The sequence below is a fragment of the Noviherbaspirillum sp. Root189 genome, assembly GCF_001428545.1.
Lineage (GTDB): Bacteria > Pseudomonadota > Gammaproteobacteria > Burkholderiales > Burkholderiaceae_D > Noviherbaspirillum.
Map to the genome: position 1 here is coordinate 1 of NZ_LMHZ01000018.1, position 19,016 is coordinate 19,016.

A 19,016-nucleotide genomic window follows, 5' to 3' on the forward strand; every position below is an offset into this window, starting at 1 on the left:
TCGTGAGCACTTGATGCTTGTAGTTTCACGATAGCCCCGAAAGACCATCGCCGCACTCCATCAAGCGCCCACACTTATCGGCTGTTATTTGTTAAAGAGCTTTCTATGACAGAGCGTTGTGTCTGTCGCCATCCCTCGTGTACGGGATTGGCTGCTGCGCTTTGAGAGACATTCTTCCTGTCCTTCATTCCCCTGCTTCGCGCTTTTGTTTGCTGCGTTTCGCGACGGGAGGCGCACTATAGCAAAGACTTTTGACCGATGCCAACTATTTTTTCTGTGTTGGAAAGACGCAAACGAAATTATCAAAACCTGACTCTGCTTGCTGCTCTGTCTTGACGAAGTTGATGATGCTATCTCTGCAATCCTCATGTCTTTAACGTACGGACCTCATCTGGTTCTTTAACAGGAAAGAGAGCCAGCGGCAGATCCTTTTTATTGACCTGATCGTAAGCAAACTCTGCGTCGACATCACTGTTCACCTTTGATTGCGCATGAAGAACGGCTGCACAACGCTCCAAAGAGATACGAATAACCTGCGGCAGTCGGAATGATGGTGCGCACCATATCGTCATTCTGCATGACGGCAAGCCAGTACGTAGTATTGAGCGGTTTATCGATCACCAGCAATGATCGTGGACGGCTCACCTTCTATGGATTAGTCGGTCGCGCCGACTGTTAAACACCTGCAGCTAAACACCTGCAGCTGATTTTTCTTCCGGCTCGGCGAAACTTGCTATCGACACCGTATTGATTGGCATCAATAACCGAACATACCGGAACCGTTCCATTGTCTGTAGAATCACATCCCATGCAGCCATCGGAGTGAGACCTCAATTTCAAAAGAACAGGCTGCATCCACCGGAGCTGGCGGGGGAACGAATACCAGCACCACATTCCATTTAGACGTTTCCGTCTTGCCGGTTTTTATCGAAGCGACGTTATTCTTCTCGAATAATGGTGCGGCGCGCAACCTTACGGATGGACACGGGCGCTGAGCTGGGCTCCGGACGACTCATACTCGGGTTAACTGACGGCGATGATCGTGCTGGTAAGGCCTTTGCCGCAGGCATGATACTGGCAATCATGTGCTTGTAGACGAACTGCATGCTGGCACCATGCCGTAACAACACTGCATGCTGATCGAATGACTCGATCATGCCAACCTGCTTCATGCCATTCACCAGGTACAGCATGACCGTCATGCGTTGTCTGCGCAAGTCATTCAGGTATTGCCCTTGGACCGTATCGCTCTTATTGCGTACCATAACTACCTTATTCCCTGCGTTACAAAGCTAGCCTCGTCCACTGCAGAAAAAGGTTCGCGCGCCGGACTAGATGTCATATCGCTCCAGCATAACTTCCGCGTTCAGCGGAATTGCCGGCAACGTGATGCTGGAGATGGGACCAGCGGCATCTTTTCTTNGCGCCGGACTAGATGTCATATCGCTCCAGCATAACTTCCGCGTTCAGCGGAATTGCCGGCAACGTGATGCTGGAGATGGGACCAGCGGCATCTTTTCTTCTGCGTTGACCCGTTTTTGGTGTGGCCATCGTCAACAATTGCTGACGGAGTAATCTGGCCAGGGAAATGCGTTTTTGCGACCGGCTCAAGCCAATATGGCTTTGGTACTGAAAGCCGTCTTCAAAAATGATCTGGATCTGGCACTGGCCTTCACCCTTTTCTGGCGCATCCTTGGCCCACCGCTCCAAAACAGCATTTGCCAGGGCCAAACTGCTTACGCGCGCTTGCGCTACCACGCCGTCAATGCGTTCAATCAGAATGCGTGCAATATCTATCTTGTCACACTGTTCAATGACCAATTTCTCATCCTTTGGCGCGTCGTTGCGCCCAGTCTGGTAAGCCAATTAACGATCCACCAACCTGTACCTGCATCGGTACAAAGAAAAAAGCCCGCAGACCTTGCAGAATGCGGGCGAATCCAATTCAAGGAGAGTTGGAGGAGACAAATCCATGATACTGCGGCGCAGCATAAATGTCCTCTTTATTTTAGTTATATAGATATATTCACAACCCATATAACTAAAAGCAAAATGCCTGTACAGCGCTCGCTGCACAGGCATTTTCTGTCTCCGCCACTATCCTTTTGTATGGATTTTCTGAACAGCGAGTGGATAGTATCCCAGAAAATGGCGATGCAACCATGATGTTGCCATTCCGGCACGAACCGTATTGTGCGTTGGTCGATCCGGGTTCCGTGCTCGCCTTGACCCAACAGCTCGACGCCATGCAAAAAGCGGGCACTGCCGAAGAGCTGCAGTGCCTTGGCAAACTGATCCGTGATTTAACCGGCTACATCAAAATGGTCGCAGGCGATAAGCCAGACCCGGTGCGCGACGATCTTTTGTTACAGGCGCGGCAGATGACGGAGCAACTCGGCATCTGACTGAATGCACCTTCGCCTGCTACCACAACCAAAGTGAGTGGCTCCACTGCTAAATTGGCGGCATTTTCGTGCTTTCATATGATGCTCTTCTCCGCATTCTCTGTTCGAACGTCCGAAGATGACTTGCCAGGGCTAATGCCATCACGGCGACCGTGATATATTGCCGCTGGCCTGTGATATCTGATGTTGCACGATGACGCATCTTAAATCGAAGTAGTACAGCAGGAACCATCGACTTCTATGTCAATTTCAGTTCATTAAGAAACATGATGACGGTCCCGTGGCATTGATGTGCCTGCGTGCCGTCCTGTTCACATTTATTCACCGTTAAAGCTAAGTATGGCCAAAAATAATCCCTCTCCCTCCCCTTCCGCGGTCATCAAATGGACTGAGGAGGAATGGGAAATAATTGCAAAACAGCTTTATACAACCATGGGACCGGCGCTGTTAACCTCGGAGCGGCTCGATGAAGTCAAGGCAAAAGATGTGTTCCTGGCGCAGGAAAGCGCATTGCCAGAAAACCGGCACCGTAAGCTGATTTCCATCTCCCAGGGCTTTCAGTCGGTCCGCGAAAAACTCAAAGGAATCTTTGCGAAGGCCGCCGCTGCCATGCGTCAGAACGACTTGTTTGCCACCGAATCGCACAGTGTAGAGAGGAAATCGCGTACACAACCAAAACCGGTTGCCCCTAGGGCTACGTTGTCCGATTCGTTCGATGTAGAAGGAGTGAGCACCTCAGGGACGACCAATACTACGGCGCAGGCGCTGCCAGAAATAGCCGCCAGCACCGCCGATGCCTCCCCACCAAATGAAACCCCGATGAAGCAAGTTGCCGATCAGGGAAGCGCGCCAGACGTCTTAGCTACTGCTGCCGCGAAATCCCAACCGGCTGTTGCGCGTGGTGATTCACCACAAAGTCCCCGGATCGCGAGGGAAACCATGGAGCCGCAACGGCCGCGACGCGAGACACCCCCTGCGTCGCGTACGCCTGAGCCGGCGACTGATCAGAAAAGGCCAGGCCAGCAGCCGCCTGCGGCGATGTCAGGTGATTTCAACGCGATGCTGCGCCCATTTATTGCAATGGTGGCCCACGAATTCGCCCAGGCATTGGTCAATGCGGTCACAAAACCGGAAAACCGGGAAGCGCTGTCGGATATGGTACGAAACTTCACCGGCAATGCCGGTACAGCCAACGCAAGACATGCACATCAGGGACGGACACCGGCGCAACATCGATCCGCCGATCACTCGGATCCATTTTTCGTTGCTAATGAAAAGCTGCGATCCGGCAATGATGCAGTTCCGCAGGATGATGATGAAGATGCTGAGCACGACGTCCAGCCCCTGTTCGACCCCAAGCTTCCGCCGTCAGCCAATAGCAGCAATAAGCCGACGGTAGGCGTGGTCGGTGCCAGTGCACATGATTTTGATGAATTGCAGCAGATGTATCCGCAGCTGCAGTTAATCGCAGTAGCTGTCGACGATGTGCCCCATGCGGCAACGCTTGGTCAATGTCAGCGTGTTATAGGGCTACGTGAAGATGTTCCGGCGCACACTGATGAACAGTTACGCCATGGCTTCCGCAATCGCTATCTGCGCCTGACCGGTGGCATGGGAAGAGTGCGAGAGCAGTTGGATGCCTGGCTCGACAAGCCGGGTTCGGCTGGGCCCCGCCGTCCGAAATTCAATAAGCCTCGCCACAATAACGGACAGCCTGACGGGCAAAAAAAGAAAAGGTTTGGCAATCACCCTCGCAAACCAAACTGATCGACGCTGACACACGCTTTTGCAGCTTCACTATCAAAGCGTGCGTCAGTCTTCCATCACACAATGAACGTATCCATGCGTTATACAGTAGCACTGTAGCGACGCGTGCGCCCTGCCCCTTCGCTGTTGATCACCTTCGTATCGGCCAGCGTCTTGATCGCAACACGGGCACGCAGGTTCAGCTTGCGCTTGTCGTCTTCGGTCACCATACCAATGGTTTCTAACATTGACCAGCTTACTTTGATGAAGTTTGATCTGAGTTTAGATTTTAACTACCAGGAAAGCTTACTCCATATCCTGCTGCGAAATGACGTTCTGACGCTGACAGTGTTTTCAGGCGGCTTGCATGTACCTGAATCTTCATGCTTTCTCCCATCGTCGCTTGCCTAACGCAATAGGCACTAAATATGTGCGTGCCCATATTTAATGCGCCCATTGGCTCCCGGATCAGTGCGTCCACAAGCCGATATCCATATCAGTCTTAGAAATTCATAGGTAACGACCGGATGAGTGCACACTAAACTCATTGGCACATCAATTGCTAACAGTGCTCCTGCGGTCAGGCCAGTCAGACCAGATGGGAGAGTATTAGATGAGCATGCCGGATATCGCAGCACAATCATTGCAACGCCAGATATTGACCGGTTCCTATAAACAAGGAGAGATGCTGCCCGGCCAGCGCGATCTTGCTGAATCGTTAGGCATCAGCCGCGCATCGCTGCGCGAGGCTTTATCTACCCTTGAGGCTCTTGGCTTTGTTCGTTCGATACCGGGAAAAGGCACGCTGGTCACCTTAGGCCGATGCATCGATACAGCGAAAGAAACAGGCGTATCGTCTTCTGGCGATATCCGAGCCACGTTCGAACTTAGATTCGCACTCGAACCCACAGCCGCGGCCCTTGCTGCGAGGGCGTCGAATACAAACACAACACCGCGTTTATGGGGCATACAAGCACGTTTTGAAGCGGCGCTAAATTCCCAGGACCTTGTTACGGCATCTCATGCCGATCTCCAGTTTCATCAATTGGTCGCCGATCTTTCCGGCAATGCGGCTTTCTCGCAAGTGATGCACGATCTTGAAAATCGGATCATCCACAGTCTAAGACTGCCATTTGCCGATCATGCCCAAATCCATGAACCGGCAGCGGAGCATCGCGTCATCGCCGCAGCCATTTCGTCAGGTGACGCGAACGGCGCAAAGCATGCAATGCAAGCGCATTTGCTTAAAACCGCATCGCGTGCGGCTATCGAATTCATACCACCGTAAGAATTTTGTTTTGTCTGTAACTGCTGCACCCCGTAACCCCAATCGTCAAATTTTTAGGAAAAAATCAAAATGAAACTTTCCAAGGGAAGCGCACTTGCCATGGCCTGCACGCTCTCGCTCGGTCTCCTTGCCGGCGGCAGCGCGCATGCAGAAAAAGTACTACGTATCGCCATGACGGCCGGTGATATACCACGCACGCTCGGCCAGCCTGACCAAGGTTTCGAGGGGAACCGGTTCACCGGCATTCCAATGTACGATAGCCTGACGCAGTGGGACTTGAGCAAATCCGATCAAGCCAGCACACTGATTCCGGGCCTCGCCTTATCCTGGGCAGTCGACGCAAACGACAAACACAAATGGATATTCAAGCTGCGTCCAGGCGTGAAGTTCCACGACGGTTCCGCGTTCAACGCCGACTCGGTTGTATGGAATGTCAACAAGGTGCTCGACAAGGAAGCCTTGCATTTCGATCCCAGCCAGGTTGGCGTCACGGCGTCGCGCATGCCTACTTTGCGCTCGGCGCGGAAGATCGACGACATGACCGTTGAACTGACCACCTCGCAGCCGGACTCCTTCCTGCCTATCAACTTGACCAATCTTTTCATGGCTTCGCCCGCGCACTGGGCGAAAAAGGCGGAGGCCGTACCTGCGTCGGTGACCGACAAGGCGGAACGCTCCAAGCAGGCATGGGCCGCATTTGCCGCAGATGCCGCTGGCACCGGTCCCTTCAAAATGAGCAAATTCGTGGCGAGGGAACGCCTGGAGTTGGCAAAGAACCCCGAGTACTGGGATGCAAAGCGCCGTCCGAAGATCGATAAGGTGGTCATGCTCCCCCTTCCCGAAGCAAACTCGCGCACTGCGGCGCTGATGTCGGGTCAGGTCGACTGGATCGAAGCACCGGCGCCGGATGCGCTTGAAGCGATCAAGTCGCGCGGTTTCAAGATCTATTCAAATCCGCAGCCGCATGTGTGGCCTTGGCAGCTGTCATTCGTCCCTGGCTCGCCATGGCTGGATAAACGCGTGCGCCAGGCGGCCAACCTTTGCATTGACCGTACTTCGATGAAGCAGTTGCTGGGCGGTCAGATGGCCGAAGCAACAGGCACCGTGGAGCCGGGCCATCCATGGCGGGGCAAGCCCACGTTCCAGATCAAGTACGACCCCGACCAAGCTCGCAAGCTGATGCAGGAAGCAGGCTTCTCCACTGCGAACCCGGTCAAGGTCAAGGTGCAGATTTCTTCTTCCGGCTCGGGACAGATGCTACCGCTGCCGATGAATGAATTCATGCAGCAGAACCTGAAAAAATGCTTTTTTGATGTTCAGTTCGATGTGGTCGAATGGAATACCTTGTTTACCAACTGGCGCATAGGTGCGAAGGACCCGAGCGCCAAGGGCGCACACGCGGTTAACATCAGCTTCGCGGCAATGGACCCGTTCTTCGCGATGGTACGTTTCACCGATACGAAAGCTGCGCCGCCGCTTTCGAACAACTGGGGCTTCTACAGCAATCCGGAGGTCGATGCCCTGATCATGAAAGCGCGTACTACTTTTGACGCTACGCGGCGCGACGCCGCGCTGGCTGATCTGCACGCCAAGATCGTCGATGAAGCGCCGTTCGTGTGGGTGGCGCATGACACAGGGCCGCGGGCGATTTCGTCCAAAGTAAGTGGCGTAGTGCAGCCGCAAAGCTGGTTCATTGATATTGCAACGATGTCGATGGATTAAATCCGGGTTCTCTGCCGGAGGACCGGCAGAGGCTGTCCTCGCAATTAACGCTGTCGCCGAAAGGCGGCAGTAGCCGGAAGAGCATATGATTTCCTATTTGACCCGTCGCGTCATGTATGCGTTGCCCATCATGCTCGGCGTCGCATTCCTGTGTTTCATGCTGGTCCATATCTCGCCGGGGGATCCTTTGGTATCGATCCTGCCACCGGACGCCTCCGTCGACCTGCAGAAGCAGCTGATGGAGCTGTATGGATTCAACCGCAGCTATCCTGAGCAGTTTCTCAATTGGGTTTGGCGAGCGCTGCACGGTGATCTCGGAAGCTCCATCGCGACCGGAAGACCGGTGGCGCAGGAGGTCTTCAAGGCAGTTGGCAACACCTTCATGTTGGCGACGCTAGCAACGCTGATTGGTTTCTTTCTCGGTTCGCTATTCGGCTTTGTCGCTGGCTACATGCGCAATTCGTGGCTAGACAAACTTGCCTCATTCATTTCGGTCATCGGCGTCAGCGTCCCGCATTACTGGCTGGGCATGGTGCTGGTCATCGTATTTTCATCTCAGCTGATGTGGCTGCCGGCTACCGGGGCCGGCCCGGGCGGTTCCGGCTCATGGCAATGGGACGCCGAGCATATCAAGTATCTGATCATGCCGGCAGTGACGATGTCATTCATTCCGATGGGCATCATCGCCCGCACGGTGCGTGCGCTGGTAGCCGACATTTTGGCGCAGGAATTCGTGGTAGGGCTCAAGGCACGCGGCCTCAGTGAGTATGGCGTATTCATGCATGTGGTCAAGAACTGCGCGCCGACGGCGCTCGCCGTCATGGGTTTGCAGCTTGGCTACCTTCTGGGTGGTTCCATTCTGATCGAAACGGTATTTTCCTGGCCCGGTACCGGGTTCCTGCTTAACCAGGCGATCTTCCAGCGAGACCTGCCGCTGTTGCAAGGCACGATTCTGGTGCTTGCATTGTTCTTTGTCGCACTCAATCTGCTGGTGGACATCCTGCAGACGTTATTTGATCCTCGCATCGAAAGGGGTTGAACCATGCAAGCTACCGCAATCGCACCTGTTGCCATGCCCCTGGACGGCACTTCGCCAGCGTTCCAGCGTTCGCGCGGACACTGGGCCAATGTGGCCCGCCGAATTCTGCGGACACCATCGGCGATGATTGCCGCATTCATGGTCGTGGCATTGCTGGTCATGGCACTTACCGCGAACTGGTTGATGCCGGCTGATCCTTTCCAGACATCGATGCTGGCCCGGCTAAAGCCCGTTGGTACAGAGGGCCACCTTCTCGGTACAGATGAACTGGGCCGCGACATGCTGTCGAGGTTGATTCTTGGCACACGGCTATCGCTTTTCATGGGAATCACGCCCGTGCTGCTCGCATTTATGATCGGGGGTGGCATCGGTATTCTGGCGGGTTATGCAGGCGGGCTCCTCAACACTGTCATCATGCGCACGATTGACGTGCTGTATGCGTTTCCATCGGTGCTGTTGGCTATCGCTCTCTCTGGAGCGCTGGGCGCGGGCATTTTTAATGCACTGGTTTCGTTGACCATTGTCTTCATCCCGCAGATCGCCCGCATCGCCGAAAGCGTAACGACCCAAGTCCGTCGCAGCGACTATGTCGATGCTGCGCGTGCATCCGGAGCAGGCGCGTTTACCATCGTGCGCGCGCATGTCCTTGGCAATGTGCTCGGCCCGATCTTTGTGTATTCCACCAGTCTGATTTCGGTATCAATGATCCTGGCCTCGGGCCTGTCATTTCTTGGCCTTGGCGTACGACCGCCGGAGCCGGAATGGGGGCTGATGCTCAATACGCTGCGTACCGCAATCTATACGCAGCCATTGATTGCGGCGCTGCCCGGCGTATTCATTTTCGCTACATCAATTTCATTCAATCTGCTCTCCGACGGTTTGAGGTCGGCAATGGAGGTCAAACAATGACGCATGAAATCGAAGCACTGCAGAATGCCGCCGACAAAAGCTCGCGTGACCTTGGTGGACCGCGTCAACCGCTGCTGACAGTACGCAACCTGTTAAAGCATTTCCCGCTGAAGGGCGAGTTGTTTCAATTCGACAAGTCCAAGCGTAGCGTGGTGCGTGCGGTAGACGACATCAATTTCGATATCCTGAAAGGCGAGACCTTGGGCGTTGTAGGGGAATCCGGTTGCGGCAAATCCACCACCGCAAGGGTCCTGATGCAATTGATCGAACAGGATAGCGGCGAACTGATATTCGACGGTGAGACGGTCGGATCGCGGGCGCTGCCTCTGCGCGAATTTCGGCGACAAACGCAAATGGTGTTTCAGGATAGCTATTCGTCGCTCAACCCACGCATGACAATCGAAGATTCGATTGCCTTTGGTCCGATCGTGCATGGAGTGTCTTCCCGGATTGCGATTACCCGTGCGCGAGATCTGCTGAGCCGTGTCGGCCTGCAGCCCGAGCGTTTTGCAGGACGGTATCCGCATGAGCTTTCGGGCGGGCAGCGGCAGCGGGTCAACATTGCGCGTGCGCTTGCGCTCGAACCGCGCCTGGTGATTCTGGACGAAGCCGTGTCGGCGCTGGACAAGTCGGTCGAAGCGCAGGTATTGAATCTTTTGCAGGAGTTGAAGCAAGAATTCGGGCTGACCTACCTGTTCATCAGCCATGACTTGAATGTGGTGCGCTTCGTATCGGATCGCGTACTGGTCATGTATCTTGGGCAGGTGGTGGAAATCGGTTTATCCGCGCAAGTATTCGACCACCCCAAGCATCCGTACACGCACGCCCTGCTGCAATCCATGCCCAGCATGGACCCTACCCAACGCACAACAGTCGCACCCTTGTCTGGAGATCCGCCGAATCCAATCAATCCTCCCGGCGGATGCCGTTTCCATACCCGCTGCGTGTATGCCGAGACGATATGCAGCCAGCGTGCGCCGGCATTCGCCGTCGATGATGCTGGCCACGGCGTCGCCTGCCTGCGTCATGAACCGGACTCGGGCTATCGCGCCGCCAGCGAACTTCCACCTACTTTGAAGGTGTCCCATGTCTGAGCCAAGCATGGTTGCATTGCGTGATCTGCATGTGCATTTTAATGCGCCCGGCAAGCTGATCAAGGCGGTCAACGGCGTGAATCTGGAGGTGGGCGAAGGCGAAGTGGTGGCGCTGATCGGTGAGTCCGGATCGGGGAAAAGCGTCACGCTGCGTACGATCATGCGCCTGCATCCGGCGCGCACGACTACCGTGTCCGGAGGTCTGGATGTGGACGGAAAGGATGTGCTGAAGCTGTCGCCGCGCGGACTTGCCGATTTTCGGGGAGCCACGGTCGCAATGATCTTCCAGGAGCCGCTACTTGCGCTTGATCCGGTGTATACCGTGGGCGACCAGATTTGCGAGACGATACGGCGTCATAAAAAAGTATCGAAGCAGGAAGCTCGCAAGCAGGCGCTTTCCCTTTTCGAGAAAGTGCGCATCCCGAGTCCGGAGCGTCGGCTTGATGCGTATCCACATGAGCTGTCCGGCGGCATGCGCCAGCGCGCCATGATTGCGCTGGCGCTTTCATGCCAACCTAAACTGTTGCTGGCGGACGAACCGACTACGGCACTGGACGCGACTGTCCAGATCCAGATTCTGCTGTTGCTGCGCGAACTGCAAAAAGAGATGGGCCTGTCGATAGTCTTTGTCACGCATGACATTGGCGCGGCAGCCGAAGTGGCTGACAGGATCGCTGTCATGTATGCGGGCAAGATCATCGAGCAGGGCCCTGCGGCGCAATTGCTGACCCGCCCCAGGCATCCCTATACGCTGTCTCTGCTCAAAAGCCGCAGCCATGGCGCCATGCAGAAAGGCCAACGTCTTGAGACCATCGGCGGCGCGCCCCCGGACCTGGCAAACTTGCCGCCCGGCTGCGCATTCGCTGACCGCTGCGCGTATGCGATGCCTGACTGTGCGGTAGCACAGCCGATCGAGGAAATAATTGCCGATGGCCATAAGGTGAACTGCTTGCGCGTCCATCAAATCGACACCATGCCGGTGCCAATGTCCAGGCTAGCTTGATGCTTGCCGCTTCAAGGCATCTTTTTCTAGGAAAACTCTTTTATGTCCCCAGATCAGACGGCAGTACGCTGCTTTGTTCCTTACCCCTCGCCTATCGCCCCTGCCGGAGCCGCACCAGCAGTTCCTCTGCATGTCGATGGTGCTTTGGCCGGCCTGAGCTTTGCGGTCAAAGACATCTTTGATGTCGCCGGATATCCTACTGGCTGCGGCAATCCCCACATGCTGGCGCTGTCCGGCATTAAATCTGATTCGGCTGCTGCAGTGTCGGCGCTTGTGGGGGCACGTGCCACCTTTGTCGGCAAGACATACACCGACGAGCTGGCTTTTTCAATGAACGGCAAGAACGCGCACTTCGGCACGCCACGCAACGGCGGTGCGCCGAATCGCATTCCCGGAGGATCCAGTTCTGGCTCCGCATCCGCAGTTTCCAACGCTCTGGCTGATTTTGCCCTGGGGACCGACACGGGTGGCTCCGTCCGCGCACCGGCCAGCCACTGTGGGCTGATCGGTGCGCGCACTACGCACGCCAGGATAAGCCTGCAAGGTGTAATGGATCTTGCTCCCGATTTTGATACCTGTGGCTGGTTTGCCAGAGACATCGAAACTTTTGCGAAGGTAGGCGATGTATTGCTCGGAGACGAGAGTAACGCGCTGAATGATGCGCCGCAAATCCTGCTAGCGGCGGATGTGCTGGCCCTGTTGAATGAACGGGTGCGAACGGTGTTTATGGAAACCTTGCAGCGCCTTGCGCCGACTATCGGAAAGGCCAGTCCCGTCAACGCGGTTGATCGATCATTCGATACCTTGTATTGGGCGTTCCGCCACATTCAGGGGTACCAGGCATGGCAAAATCATGGCGAGCGCATCCAGAAATACGACTTTCAACTCGGGCCAGGTGTCAAGGAACGCTTTGCCTGGTCCAGCACCATCACTGACCAGCAGATGCAAGAGCACTGGACGGTTCGGCAAAGCTACCGCGAATTCTTTTTCGAGCTCCTGGGCAGAAACAAGGTCATCGTGCTACCCACCATGCCGGACGTTGCTCCCTTGCTCACCGAAACGGAAGAGGCATTGGAAGATTATCGCAACCATGCTATTCGCATGCTGTGTCTCGCCGGTCTGACAGGCTGTCCGCAAATATCGCTTCCGCTGATGTCATTGGATGGTGCGCCCTTGGGTTTCTCCATGATAGGTCCGCGTGGAAGCGATAAATCACTCATTCGCCTGGCACGAAAGCTGATCAATGAATGCCAATGACACGCTGCCACGACATATCGCCGCGCAGCCACTCTCGCATGTCGGCTTTGCCCCCTTTGGCGATGTGATCATGCCGGGCGGGCAGAATGGAACGCCGATCAACGAACGGACTGCCCAGCGTTTTGACGACCTCACGGTGCTGGATCTTGAGACAGAGGGAGGATCTGCCTGCCTGACCGTGTTTCGCACACAGGGAGCAACGCCGGGCGGAACGATTCCCTTGCGCGCGTTCGAGCGACATTGCCTGGGCAGCCAGACCTTTGTACCACTGGGGCAAGGGAGATGTCTTGCCGTAATGACAACGGGGGAGCAGACCCCGGATGAGTCGACGATCCAAGCTTTTATTGTGGAGCCTGGCCAGGGCATAACTGTGCGACGTGGGGTATGGCATCACCCTCTCATCACGCTGGGGGCCGCAGACGTGCTGGTGCTGGAGCGCAAGGCTGCGCGACCCGACTGTGAATTGCGCCCCCTTTCTGAACCTGTTGTAGTCACAATTCCAGAAAAATAATGGCCCCATATTTGTGAACACTTTTTTGGCATTGCGGACATTTCGGGCATTGCGTTCAACTTTAAGGACTCCAAATTCATTATGCGTACTAACCATGATCACACCGCCCTTCGGGTAGACGGACAGCGACTTTGGAATTCATTAATGGAGCTCGCCAAAATCGGCGCGACTGAGAAGGGAGGCGTATGCCGCCTGGCCCTGACGGATCTTGACCGCCAGGGGCGTGATCTGGTCACCAAGTGGGCGCGGGCTGATGGGCTGTCTGTCACGGTTGACCAGATCGGCAATATCTTTATGCGCCGCGCTGGCCGCAATGATTCTCTACCACCGGTGGTGACCGGTTCTCATATCGACACCCAGCCTACCGGCGGCAAGTTCGATGGCAACTATGGTGTGCTCGCCGGCCTGGAAGTGATCCGCACACTGAATGAACACGGCATGGAAACGGAAGCACCACTTGAAGTGGTTATCTGGACCAATGAAGAAGGTTCCCGTTTTGTTCCGGTAATGATGGGTTCCGGAGTTTTCTGCGGTGCATTCTCTTTGGAGCACGCTTATCAGGCGGTCGATTCGAACGGCAAGTCGGTCAAGGAGGAACTGGCCTCCATCGGCTACATTGGCGATGAAGTACCCGGACAACATCCTATAGGTGCGTATTTCGAGAGTCATATCGAGCAAGGGCCCGTACTGGAACAAGCCGGCCATGTGCTTGGTGTGGTACCGGCTGTTCTGGGGCTGACTTGGTACGACTGCACGGTGACCGGATTCGAGTCCCATGCGGGACCGACACCCATGGCGATCAGAAAAGATGCGCTGCAGGTAGCCACGTACATCATGCAAGAAGTGGTGGCAATTGCGAATCGCTATCCACCTTATGGACGTGGTACGGTGGGAATGGTGCAGGTCACGCCTAATAGCCGCAACGTGATACCGGGCCAGGTCAAGTTCTCGATCGACTTGCGCAATGTGTCGGAGGATTTTCTATCCCGCATGAACGAAGATCTGTCGACATACGTCAGGGACATGCACAAACAGACCGGACTCAACATCCAGTTGCAGCAGGTATCTCATTTTCCCCCTTGTCCGTTTCATTCCGATTGCATCCGCGCGATTCGGGAAGCGGTTGCCTCACTAGGATATTCGTCCATGGATGTCGTGTCCGGCGCCGGACACGATGCCATATATGCGGCGCGGGTAGCGCCTTCCGGCATGATTTTTGTCCCCTGCAAGGATGGGGTGAGTCATAACGAAATCGAGGATGCGGAGCCGAGCCATCTGGAGGCCGGCGCAAACGTACTGCTTCAGGCTATGCTAAATGTCGCATCGCCCAGGCTCGGCCAGAAGCGAGATGCGGCCTAATGCCCGCAGTTAGATATAAGTCGTATTGAAAGTTTCCATGAAGATCAAAATCATTAATCCCAATACGACCTGGAGCATGACTGAGAAAATCGGGGCATGCGCACGCATGGTTGCCGCCACGACAACGGAGATTATTGCTGTAAGCCCTTCCATGGGGCCGGTATCGATCGAAAGCCATTACGACGAAGCGATGTGCGTCCCCGGCTTGCTGGAAGAAATTCGCGCGGGCGAAGCGTGTGGTGTCGATGGTTATGTGATCGCATGCTTTGGAGATCCGGGGTTGTACGCTGCACGGGAGATCGCGCGCGGCCCGGTAATCGGCATAGCGGAAGCAGCAATGCATACTGCAAGCTTTGTAGGTGCAAGCTTCAGTGTGGTGACGACGTTGTCGCGGACTTGCGGAATGGCCTGGCATTTGGCTGAACGCTACGGCATGCAACGATTTTGCCGCAACGTCCGGGCATGCGATCTGAATGTGCTTGACCTGGAGCGCAAGGATAGTAATGCGCTGCGCGTCATAACAGAGGAATGCCGTCGGGCGCTTATTCAAGACAAAGCCGACTGTATCGTCCTGGGATGCGCGGGGATGACCGATTTGTGCCGGGAAATCAGCAGGGATATCGATGCGCCTGTAATTGACGGAGTAGGTGCCGCCGTTAGAACGGTTGAAGGCATCGTACAGTTGGGGCTACGGACAAGCAAACGCGGCGAATGGGCTTACCCGCCGTCGAAAGAATATACCGGCATGCTGCAGGGGTTTTCCCGATGACGCAGAAGTTCACTGGGATCAGGCTTTAACGCTCCCTCTCAAAATTTACTTGTAAGCACCTCGGATTGGCGTTAAATTTTTCGTAGAACCAGCGGATTCATGCTGTGTTAACCCTTTCGCTCATAGGGGGCCAAACCGCGACGATCGAACTTACGGCTGACAATCACCGTATAACGTTCGAAGTTCTTTCGGGAAAAATCTTGGACTCGTTGCTGCGTCAAGTCAGACGAGTAGCGCCCTCACCAAATCTTTTTGCCGGCCTGTCTCACTATAGTTTGTACGTAACGCCTCCTTGACATGGTCAAGGTGCCGCAACATTAGATCGGCCGCCCGGTCCGCATTTCCCGTTTTTGCCGCCTCGATGAATAACTTATGCTCGTCAGATGAACAGGCAGCAGCATGATCCGATTGTGACTGCATTGCCGCCAGCGCGGTGCGGGCCATCAGTTTTCTGAGAATGTTGAGCAGCACCTGATTGCCAGCAATTTCAGCCAACAAAACATGAAAATCGCCAAGCAGCCTTGTACGTAGCTGCGTATCGTTGGAAGCAAGTGCCTTGCGCTCCTCTACCAAATGTTCTTCTATCCGCCGGTAATCGGCTTCATCCGCCTTTTCCACAAACTCTCTGGCCAGAGCCGCTTCCAGAATGCGTCTCACGGCAAAAATTTCAAGTGCTTCACGTTCACTCAACCTGGACACGCAGGCGCCCTTCTCCGGGATGATCTCAATGAGCTCGTCCTTCGATAGCATTAGCAGCGCTGCACGTATCTTTGTGCGACTGACGGAATACAGTCGTGCGAGTGCTTCCTCCTTAAGCTTTGCGCCGGGAGGCAGTCGTCGTTCCGCAATGGCAGTGGCGATTTCACTGGCAATTTCTTGAGAAGACCTTACGTCGGCAGAGGAAGCAGGATTGGCCATGGGTGGAAATTTGATTTCTACAGGAGGTTATCGATGAAAATGTATGGCGTTCAACGGAAAAATCATTTAGGAGATCGAGCCGATGAAATTGGCGAGTTCCAGTGTCGACGGCGCGGTAAATAACGATTTAGGATCACCTTGCTCATGAATTCTGCCGTGATGCATGAACACCAGTTGATCGCCGACTTCTCGTGCAAACCGCATTTCATGCGTGACCATAATCAGGGTCATTCCGTCTTCCGCAAGTTTTCGTACTACCGCTAATACCTCACTCACCAACTCTGGATCAAGAGCGGACGTAATTTCGTCGCACAGTAACACCTTGGGAAACATTGCCAGCGATCTTGCAATAGCAACACGCTGCTGCTGTCCGCCTGACAATTGATCCGGATAGTAATCAAACCGGTCCGCCAAACCAACCTTCGCCATCATGTCACGCGCAATTGCTTCCGCTTCCTGTTTGCCTGTCTTCTTCACCACTGTGGGCGACAGCATCACGTTTTTCCCGGCCGTCAGGTGTGGGTAGAGATTGAACTGTTGGAATACCATGCCGACTTTCAAACGCAACTGGCGCAAGTCAGTGCGACCGACACTGAGACGTTCGCCGTCAACCTCAATACTGCCAGCGTCGAAGCTTTCGAGTCCATTGATAGTACGCAGCAAGGTGCTTTTTCCAGAACCACTGCGTCCTATGATCGCGGTAACTTCGCCTTCCTTAACGGCGAGATCAATGCCTTTGAGAACGTGCACGTCACCAAATCGCTTGTGCAAGCCATGGATATTAACGAGTGACATTCATTTTCCTTTCCAAACGACTTGCATAGAGCGAAAGCGGGAAACACAGGCAAAAGTACATCAGTGCCACCAGACCAAATACGGTGAACGGGGCAAATGTTGCATTGGTAATCATCGAACCGGCCTTGGTTAATTCGACGAATCCGATGATTGAAGTGACTGCCGTTCCCTTAACAACCTGCACCGAGAATCCGACGGTGGGTGCTATTGCGATCCGAAGAGCCTGCGGGAGGATTACATACCGCATCTGCTCGAAGTAGTTCATCGCGAGGCTCGATGACGCCTCCCACTGACCGCGTGAAATCGCTTCAACACAGCCACGCCAAATCTCGGCTAGATAAGCGCTGCTGAATAGCGTCAAGGCCAGACCGGCCGCAATCCAGGGCGACACGTCAATACCGAGCAAGGCGATCCCAAAGAACAGCAGGAACAACTGCATCAATAATGGCGTTCCCTGAAACACTTCGATATAGGCATGCGCAATCACTCGCAGTGCCCGCTTCTTCGACGTGCGCATCAGCAGCAGCGCGAGTCCGGCCAACCCGCCACAGGCAAAGGCGACGATTGACAGCACTACCGTCCAACGTGCCGCCAGCAGCAGGTTGCGGATGATGTCCCACGTACTAAAATCACTCATGGCGCCCTCCTTGTCAAAACACGGCGGCCGATCGAGGCCAGCAGCTGACGTAGCGCCATCGCCATCATCAAGTACAGCGCCGTGGAGATGAAGTAGACCTCAAACGCACGGAAGTTACGGGACTGAATAAAGTTGGCGCCGAATGTCAGTTCTTCCGCTGAAATCTGTGAGCACACTGCCGAGCCCAGCATCACGATCACGATCTGGCTCGATAGTGCTGGCCAGATTTTGATTAGCGCTTGCCGTAGCACCACATGATAGAAAATCTGGAGGCGTGACATCGACAGTGCCAGCGCGGCTTCGATTTGTCCTTTTGGGATAGCGTCGATACCAGCGCGGATTATCTCGGTGCTGTAGGCGCCAAGGTTAATTACCATAGCAATCGTTGCAGCCTGCCATTCCGTGAGCTGCACACCGAGACTAGGCAAACCGAAAAACACGAAGAATAACTGCACGATGAATGGCGTATTGCGGATTAGCTCCACATAGCCAGTGTAAATCTGTGCAAGTCCAGGTATTTTCCAAGCCCGGGCGACTGCGCCAAGGATGCCGATGCCCAAGCCGAATACCGTACCGACGGCTGTCAGGCGTATCGTACCGACCACGCCGTTGACCAGATATTCCCGGTATTCCCAGATGCTGCTGAAGTCGAATGTGTAATCCATGGCATGGCCTTGCTGAGCATAGCGGTGGCGGCACGAGCCGCAACCCGTGTGCTTTTCATTAATCGCTATAGCCGCTTACAAGTCTGCCGGCAGCGGCGCCTTCAGCCATTTGTCGGCAATGCGATTGAGGCTGCCGTCCTTCTTGGCCTTGGCAATAATTATGTTGACACGCTCCAGCAGCCTTGTTTCGTTCTTGTTAAGACCAATATGACAAGGGGAATTCTTGATCAGGAATTTGACTTCCGGCTTCTTGTTCGGCTGTTTCTCCGAAATGCTGGCTGCTACGACATTGCCAGTTGCAACGAGAGGAACCTGGCCGGCTAAAAATGCTGAAATGGTCGTGTTATTGTCCTCAAAGCGCTTGATCGTCACGCCGGTGGGGGCAATCTTTGTCAGTTCCAAGTCCTCAATGGCACCGCGTGTGACGCCCACAGTCTTTCCGACTAAGTCGTCCACCTTGGTGACTTTCTGGTTAGCGAGGCCAAACACGCCATTGAAGAATGGCGCGTATGCGTCACTAAAATCGATAACCTTTTCACGTTCGGCATTCTTGCCAAGACTGGAAATTACCAAATCGACCTTTTTTGTGCTCAGGTACGGAATACGGTTCGCACTGGTGACGGGCACGATCTCGACGACGACCCCAAGCTGGCTCGCAATTAACTTAGCCACATCGATATCGTAACCAACTGGCTTCAGATCGACGCCGACCGAACCAAACGGCGGAAAGTCCTGCGGCACGGCGACACGAAGCGTTTTATTCTTGATAACGTCATCCAGCACGTCAGCATGCGCGATGGTGGAGGCCAGTGCGATAACACTAACAATAAGGGTGGACAGGACAGTACGGCGATTCATCGACAACTCCTTTAATAGCACTTGAAGAACTTTCATCTTGT

Annotated in this window: 20 protein-coding genes; 12 read left to right on the forward strand and 8 right to left on the reverse strand. The window is 54.7% G+C overall.

Features of this window, described 5'->3' with window-relative positions; translation table 11 throughout:
- Positions 1 to 938 precede the first annotated feature (938 nt).
- Positions 939 to 1,265 (reverse strand): RNA chaperone Hfq, encoded by a 327-nt coding sequence (gene hfq / locus ASE07_RS30660; protein ID WP_057291191.1) that lies wholly within the window; start codon positions 1,263 to 1,265, stop codon positions 939 to 941.
- 166 nt (positions 1,266 to 1,431) lie between these two features.
- A complete protein-coding gene (locus ASE07_RS12635; RefSeq protein WP_057291192.1) occupies positions 1,432 to 1,866 on the reverse strand; it encodes a hypothetical protein in 435 nt (144 codons plus the stop codon).
- Positions 1,867 to 2,162: 296 nt separating this feature from the next.
- On the opposite strand from ASE07_RS12635, the gene ASE07_RS12640 reads away from it, so the two are divergent.
- Together ASE07_RS12640 and ASE07_RS12645 are read left to right on the forward strand one after the other, a co-directional pair.
- Entirely contained in the window at positions 2,163 to 2,405 is a 243-nt protein-coding gene (locus tag ASE07_RS12640) for a hypothetical protein (protein WP_057291193.1), read from the forward strand.
- A 339-nt stretch (positions 2,406 to 2,744) separates the two neighbouring features.
- Entirely contained in the window at positions 2,745 to 4,172 is a 1,428-nt protein-coding gene (locus ASE07_RS12645) for a hypothetical protein (RefSeq protein ID WP_156396585.1), read from the forward strand.
- 80 nt (positions 4,173 to 4,252) lie between these two features.
- Here the strand turns inward: ASE07_RS12645 and ASE07_RS28790 are convergent, their stop codons facing one another.
- Positions 4,253 to 4,399: a hypothetical protein gene (locus tag ASE07_RS28790; protein WP_156396586.1), complete on the reverse strand. Its 147-nt coding sequence runs from the start codon at positions 4,397 to 4,399 to the stop codon at positions 4,253 to 4,255.
- Between the two features lie 365 nt (positions 4,400 to 4,764).
- Between ASE07_RS28790 and ASE07_RS12650 the strand changes: the two genes are divergently transcribed.
- The 10 genes from ASE07_RS12650 (at position 4,765) to ASE07_RS12695 (ending at position 15,102) form a co-directional block, all read left to right on the forward strand.
- Positions 4,765 to 5,439, forward strand: coding sequence for a FadR/GntR family transcriptional regulator (locus tag ASE07_RS12650; RefSeq protein WP_057291195.1), 675 nt, complete (start codon positions 4,765 to 4,767; stop codon positions 5,437 to 5,439).
- 69 nt (positions 5,440 to 5,508) lie between these two features.
- Positions 5,509 to 7,161 (forward strand): ABC transporter substrate-binding protein, encoded by a 1,653-nt coding sequence (locus ASE07_RS12655; RefSeq protein ID WP_057291196.1) that lies wholly within the window; start codon positions 5,509 to 5,511, stop codon positions 7,159 to 7,161.
- A gap of 85 nt (positions 7,162 to 7,246) precedes the next feature.
- Complete coding sequence (locus ASE07_RS12660) at positions 7,247 to 8,200, forward strand: ABC transporter permease (RefSeq protein WP_057291197.1); 954 nt, start codon at positions 7,247 to 7,249, stop codon at positions 8,198 to 8,200.
- Between the two features lie 3 nt (positions 8,201 to 8,203).
- Entirely contained in the window at positions 8,204 to 9,109 is a 906-nt protein-coding gene (locus tag ASE07_RS12665; RefSeq protein ID WP_057291198.1) for an ABC transporter permease, read from the forward strand.
- The gene (locus ASE07_RS12670) at positions 9,106 to 10,203 is read left to right on the forward strand and encodes an ABC transporter ATP-binding protein (RefSeq protein ID WP_057291199.1); all 1,098 of its coding nucleotides are present in this window, start codon (positions 9,106 to 9,108) and stop codon (positions 10,201 to 10,203) included. The genes ASE07_RS12665 and ASE07_RS12670 overlap by 4 nt, the downstream gene beginning before the upstream one ends.
- A complete protein-coding gene (locus tag ASE07_RS12675) occupies positions 10,196 to 11,206 on the forward strand; it encodes an ABC transporter ATP-binding protein (protein WP_057291200.1) in 1,011 nt (336 codons plus the stop codon). The genes ASE07_RS12670 and ASE07_RS12675 overlap by 8 nt, the downstream gene beginning before the upstream one ends.
- Before the next feature lie 42 nt (positions 11,207 to 11,248).
- Positions 11,249 to 12,463: an amidase gene (locus ASE07_RS12680; RefSeq protein WP_057291201.1), complete on the forward strand. Its 1,215-nt coding sequence runs from the start codon at positions 11,249 to 11,251 to the stop codon at positions 12,461 to 12,463.
- Positions 12,450 to 12,974 carry an ureidoglycolate lyase gene (locus tag ASE07_RS12685; protein ID WP_057291202.1) on the forward strand — a complete coding sequence of 175 codons (525 nt, stop codon included), beginning with the start codon at positions 12,450 to 12,452 and terminating at the stop codon, positions 12,972 to 12,974. The genes ASE07_RS12680 and ASE07_RS12685 overlap by 14 nt, the downstream gene beginning before the upstream one ends.
- Positions 12,975 to 13,118: 144 nt before the next feature.
- Positions 13,119 to 14,333 carry a Zn-dependent hydrolase gene (locus ASE07_RS12690; RefSeq protein WP_235548451.1) on the forward strand — a complete coding sequence of 405 codons (1,215 nt, stop codon included), beginning with the start codon at positions 13,119 to 13,121 and terminating at the stop codon, positions 14,331 to 14,333.
- Between the two features lie 37 nt (positions 14,334 to 14,370).
- The gene (locus ASE07_RS12695; RefSeq protein WP_057291204.1) at positions 14,371 to 15,102 is read left to right on the forward strand and encodes an aspartate/glutamate racemase family protein; all 732 of its coding nucleotides are present in this window, start codon (positions 14,371 to 14,373) and stop codon (positions 15,100 to 15,102) included.
- Positions 15,103 to 15,324: 222 nt separating this feature from the next.
- On the opposite strand, the gene ASE07_RS12700 is transcribed toward ASE07_RS12695, so the two are convergent.
- The 5 genes from ASE07_RS12700 to ASE07_RS12720 all read right to left on the reverse strand — a co-directional run bounded on the left by ASE07_RS12700 (position 15,325) and on the right by ASE07_RS12720 (position 18,975).
- Complete coding sequence (locus tag ASE07_RS12700; RefSeq protein WP_057291205.1) at positions 15,325 to 16,020, reverse strand: GntR family transcriptional regulator; 696 nt, start codon at positions 16,018 to 16,020, stop codon at positions 15,325 to 15,327.
- A 66-nt stretch (positions 16,021 to 16,086) separates the two neighbouring features.
- Positions 16,087 to 16,815 (reverse strand): amino acid ABC transporter ATP-binding protein, encoded by a 729-nt coding sequence (locus tag ASE07_RS12705; protein ID WP_057291206.1) that lies wholly within the window; start codon positions 16,813 to 16,815, stop codon positions 16,087 to 16,089.
- Positions 16,802 to 17,452 (reverse strand): amino acid ABC transporter permease, encoded by a 651-nt coding sequence (locus tag ASE07_RS12710; RefSeq protein WP_057291207.1) that lies wholly within the window; start codon positions 17,450 to 17,452, stop codon positions 16,802 to 16,804. Before ASE07_RS12710 ends, ASE07_RS12705 begins: the two co-directional genes overlap by 14 nt.
- The gene (locus ASE07_RS12715; RefSeq protein WP_057291208.1) at positions 17,449 to 18,117 is read right to left on the reverse strand and encodes an amino acid ABC transporter permease; all 669 of its coding nucleotides are present in this window, start codon (positions 18,115 to 18,117) and stop codon (positions 17,449 to 17,451) included. Before ASE07_RS12715 ends, ASE07_RS12710 begins: the two co-directional genes overlap by 4 nt.
- A 75-nt stretch (positions 18,118 to 18,192) precedes the next feature.
- A complete protein-coding gene (locus tag ASE07_RS12720; RefSeq protein WP_057291209.1) occupies positions 18,193 to 18,975 on the reverse strand; it encodes a transporter substrate-binding domain-containing protein in 783 nt (260 codons plus the stop codon).
- Positions 18,976 to 19,016 lie beyond the last annotated feature (41 nt).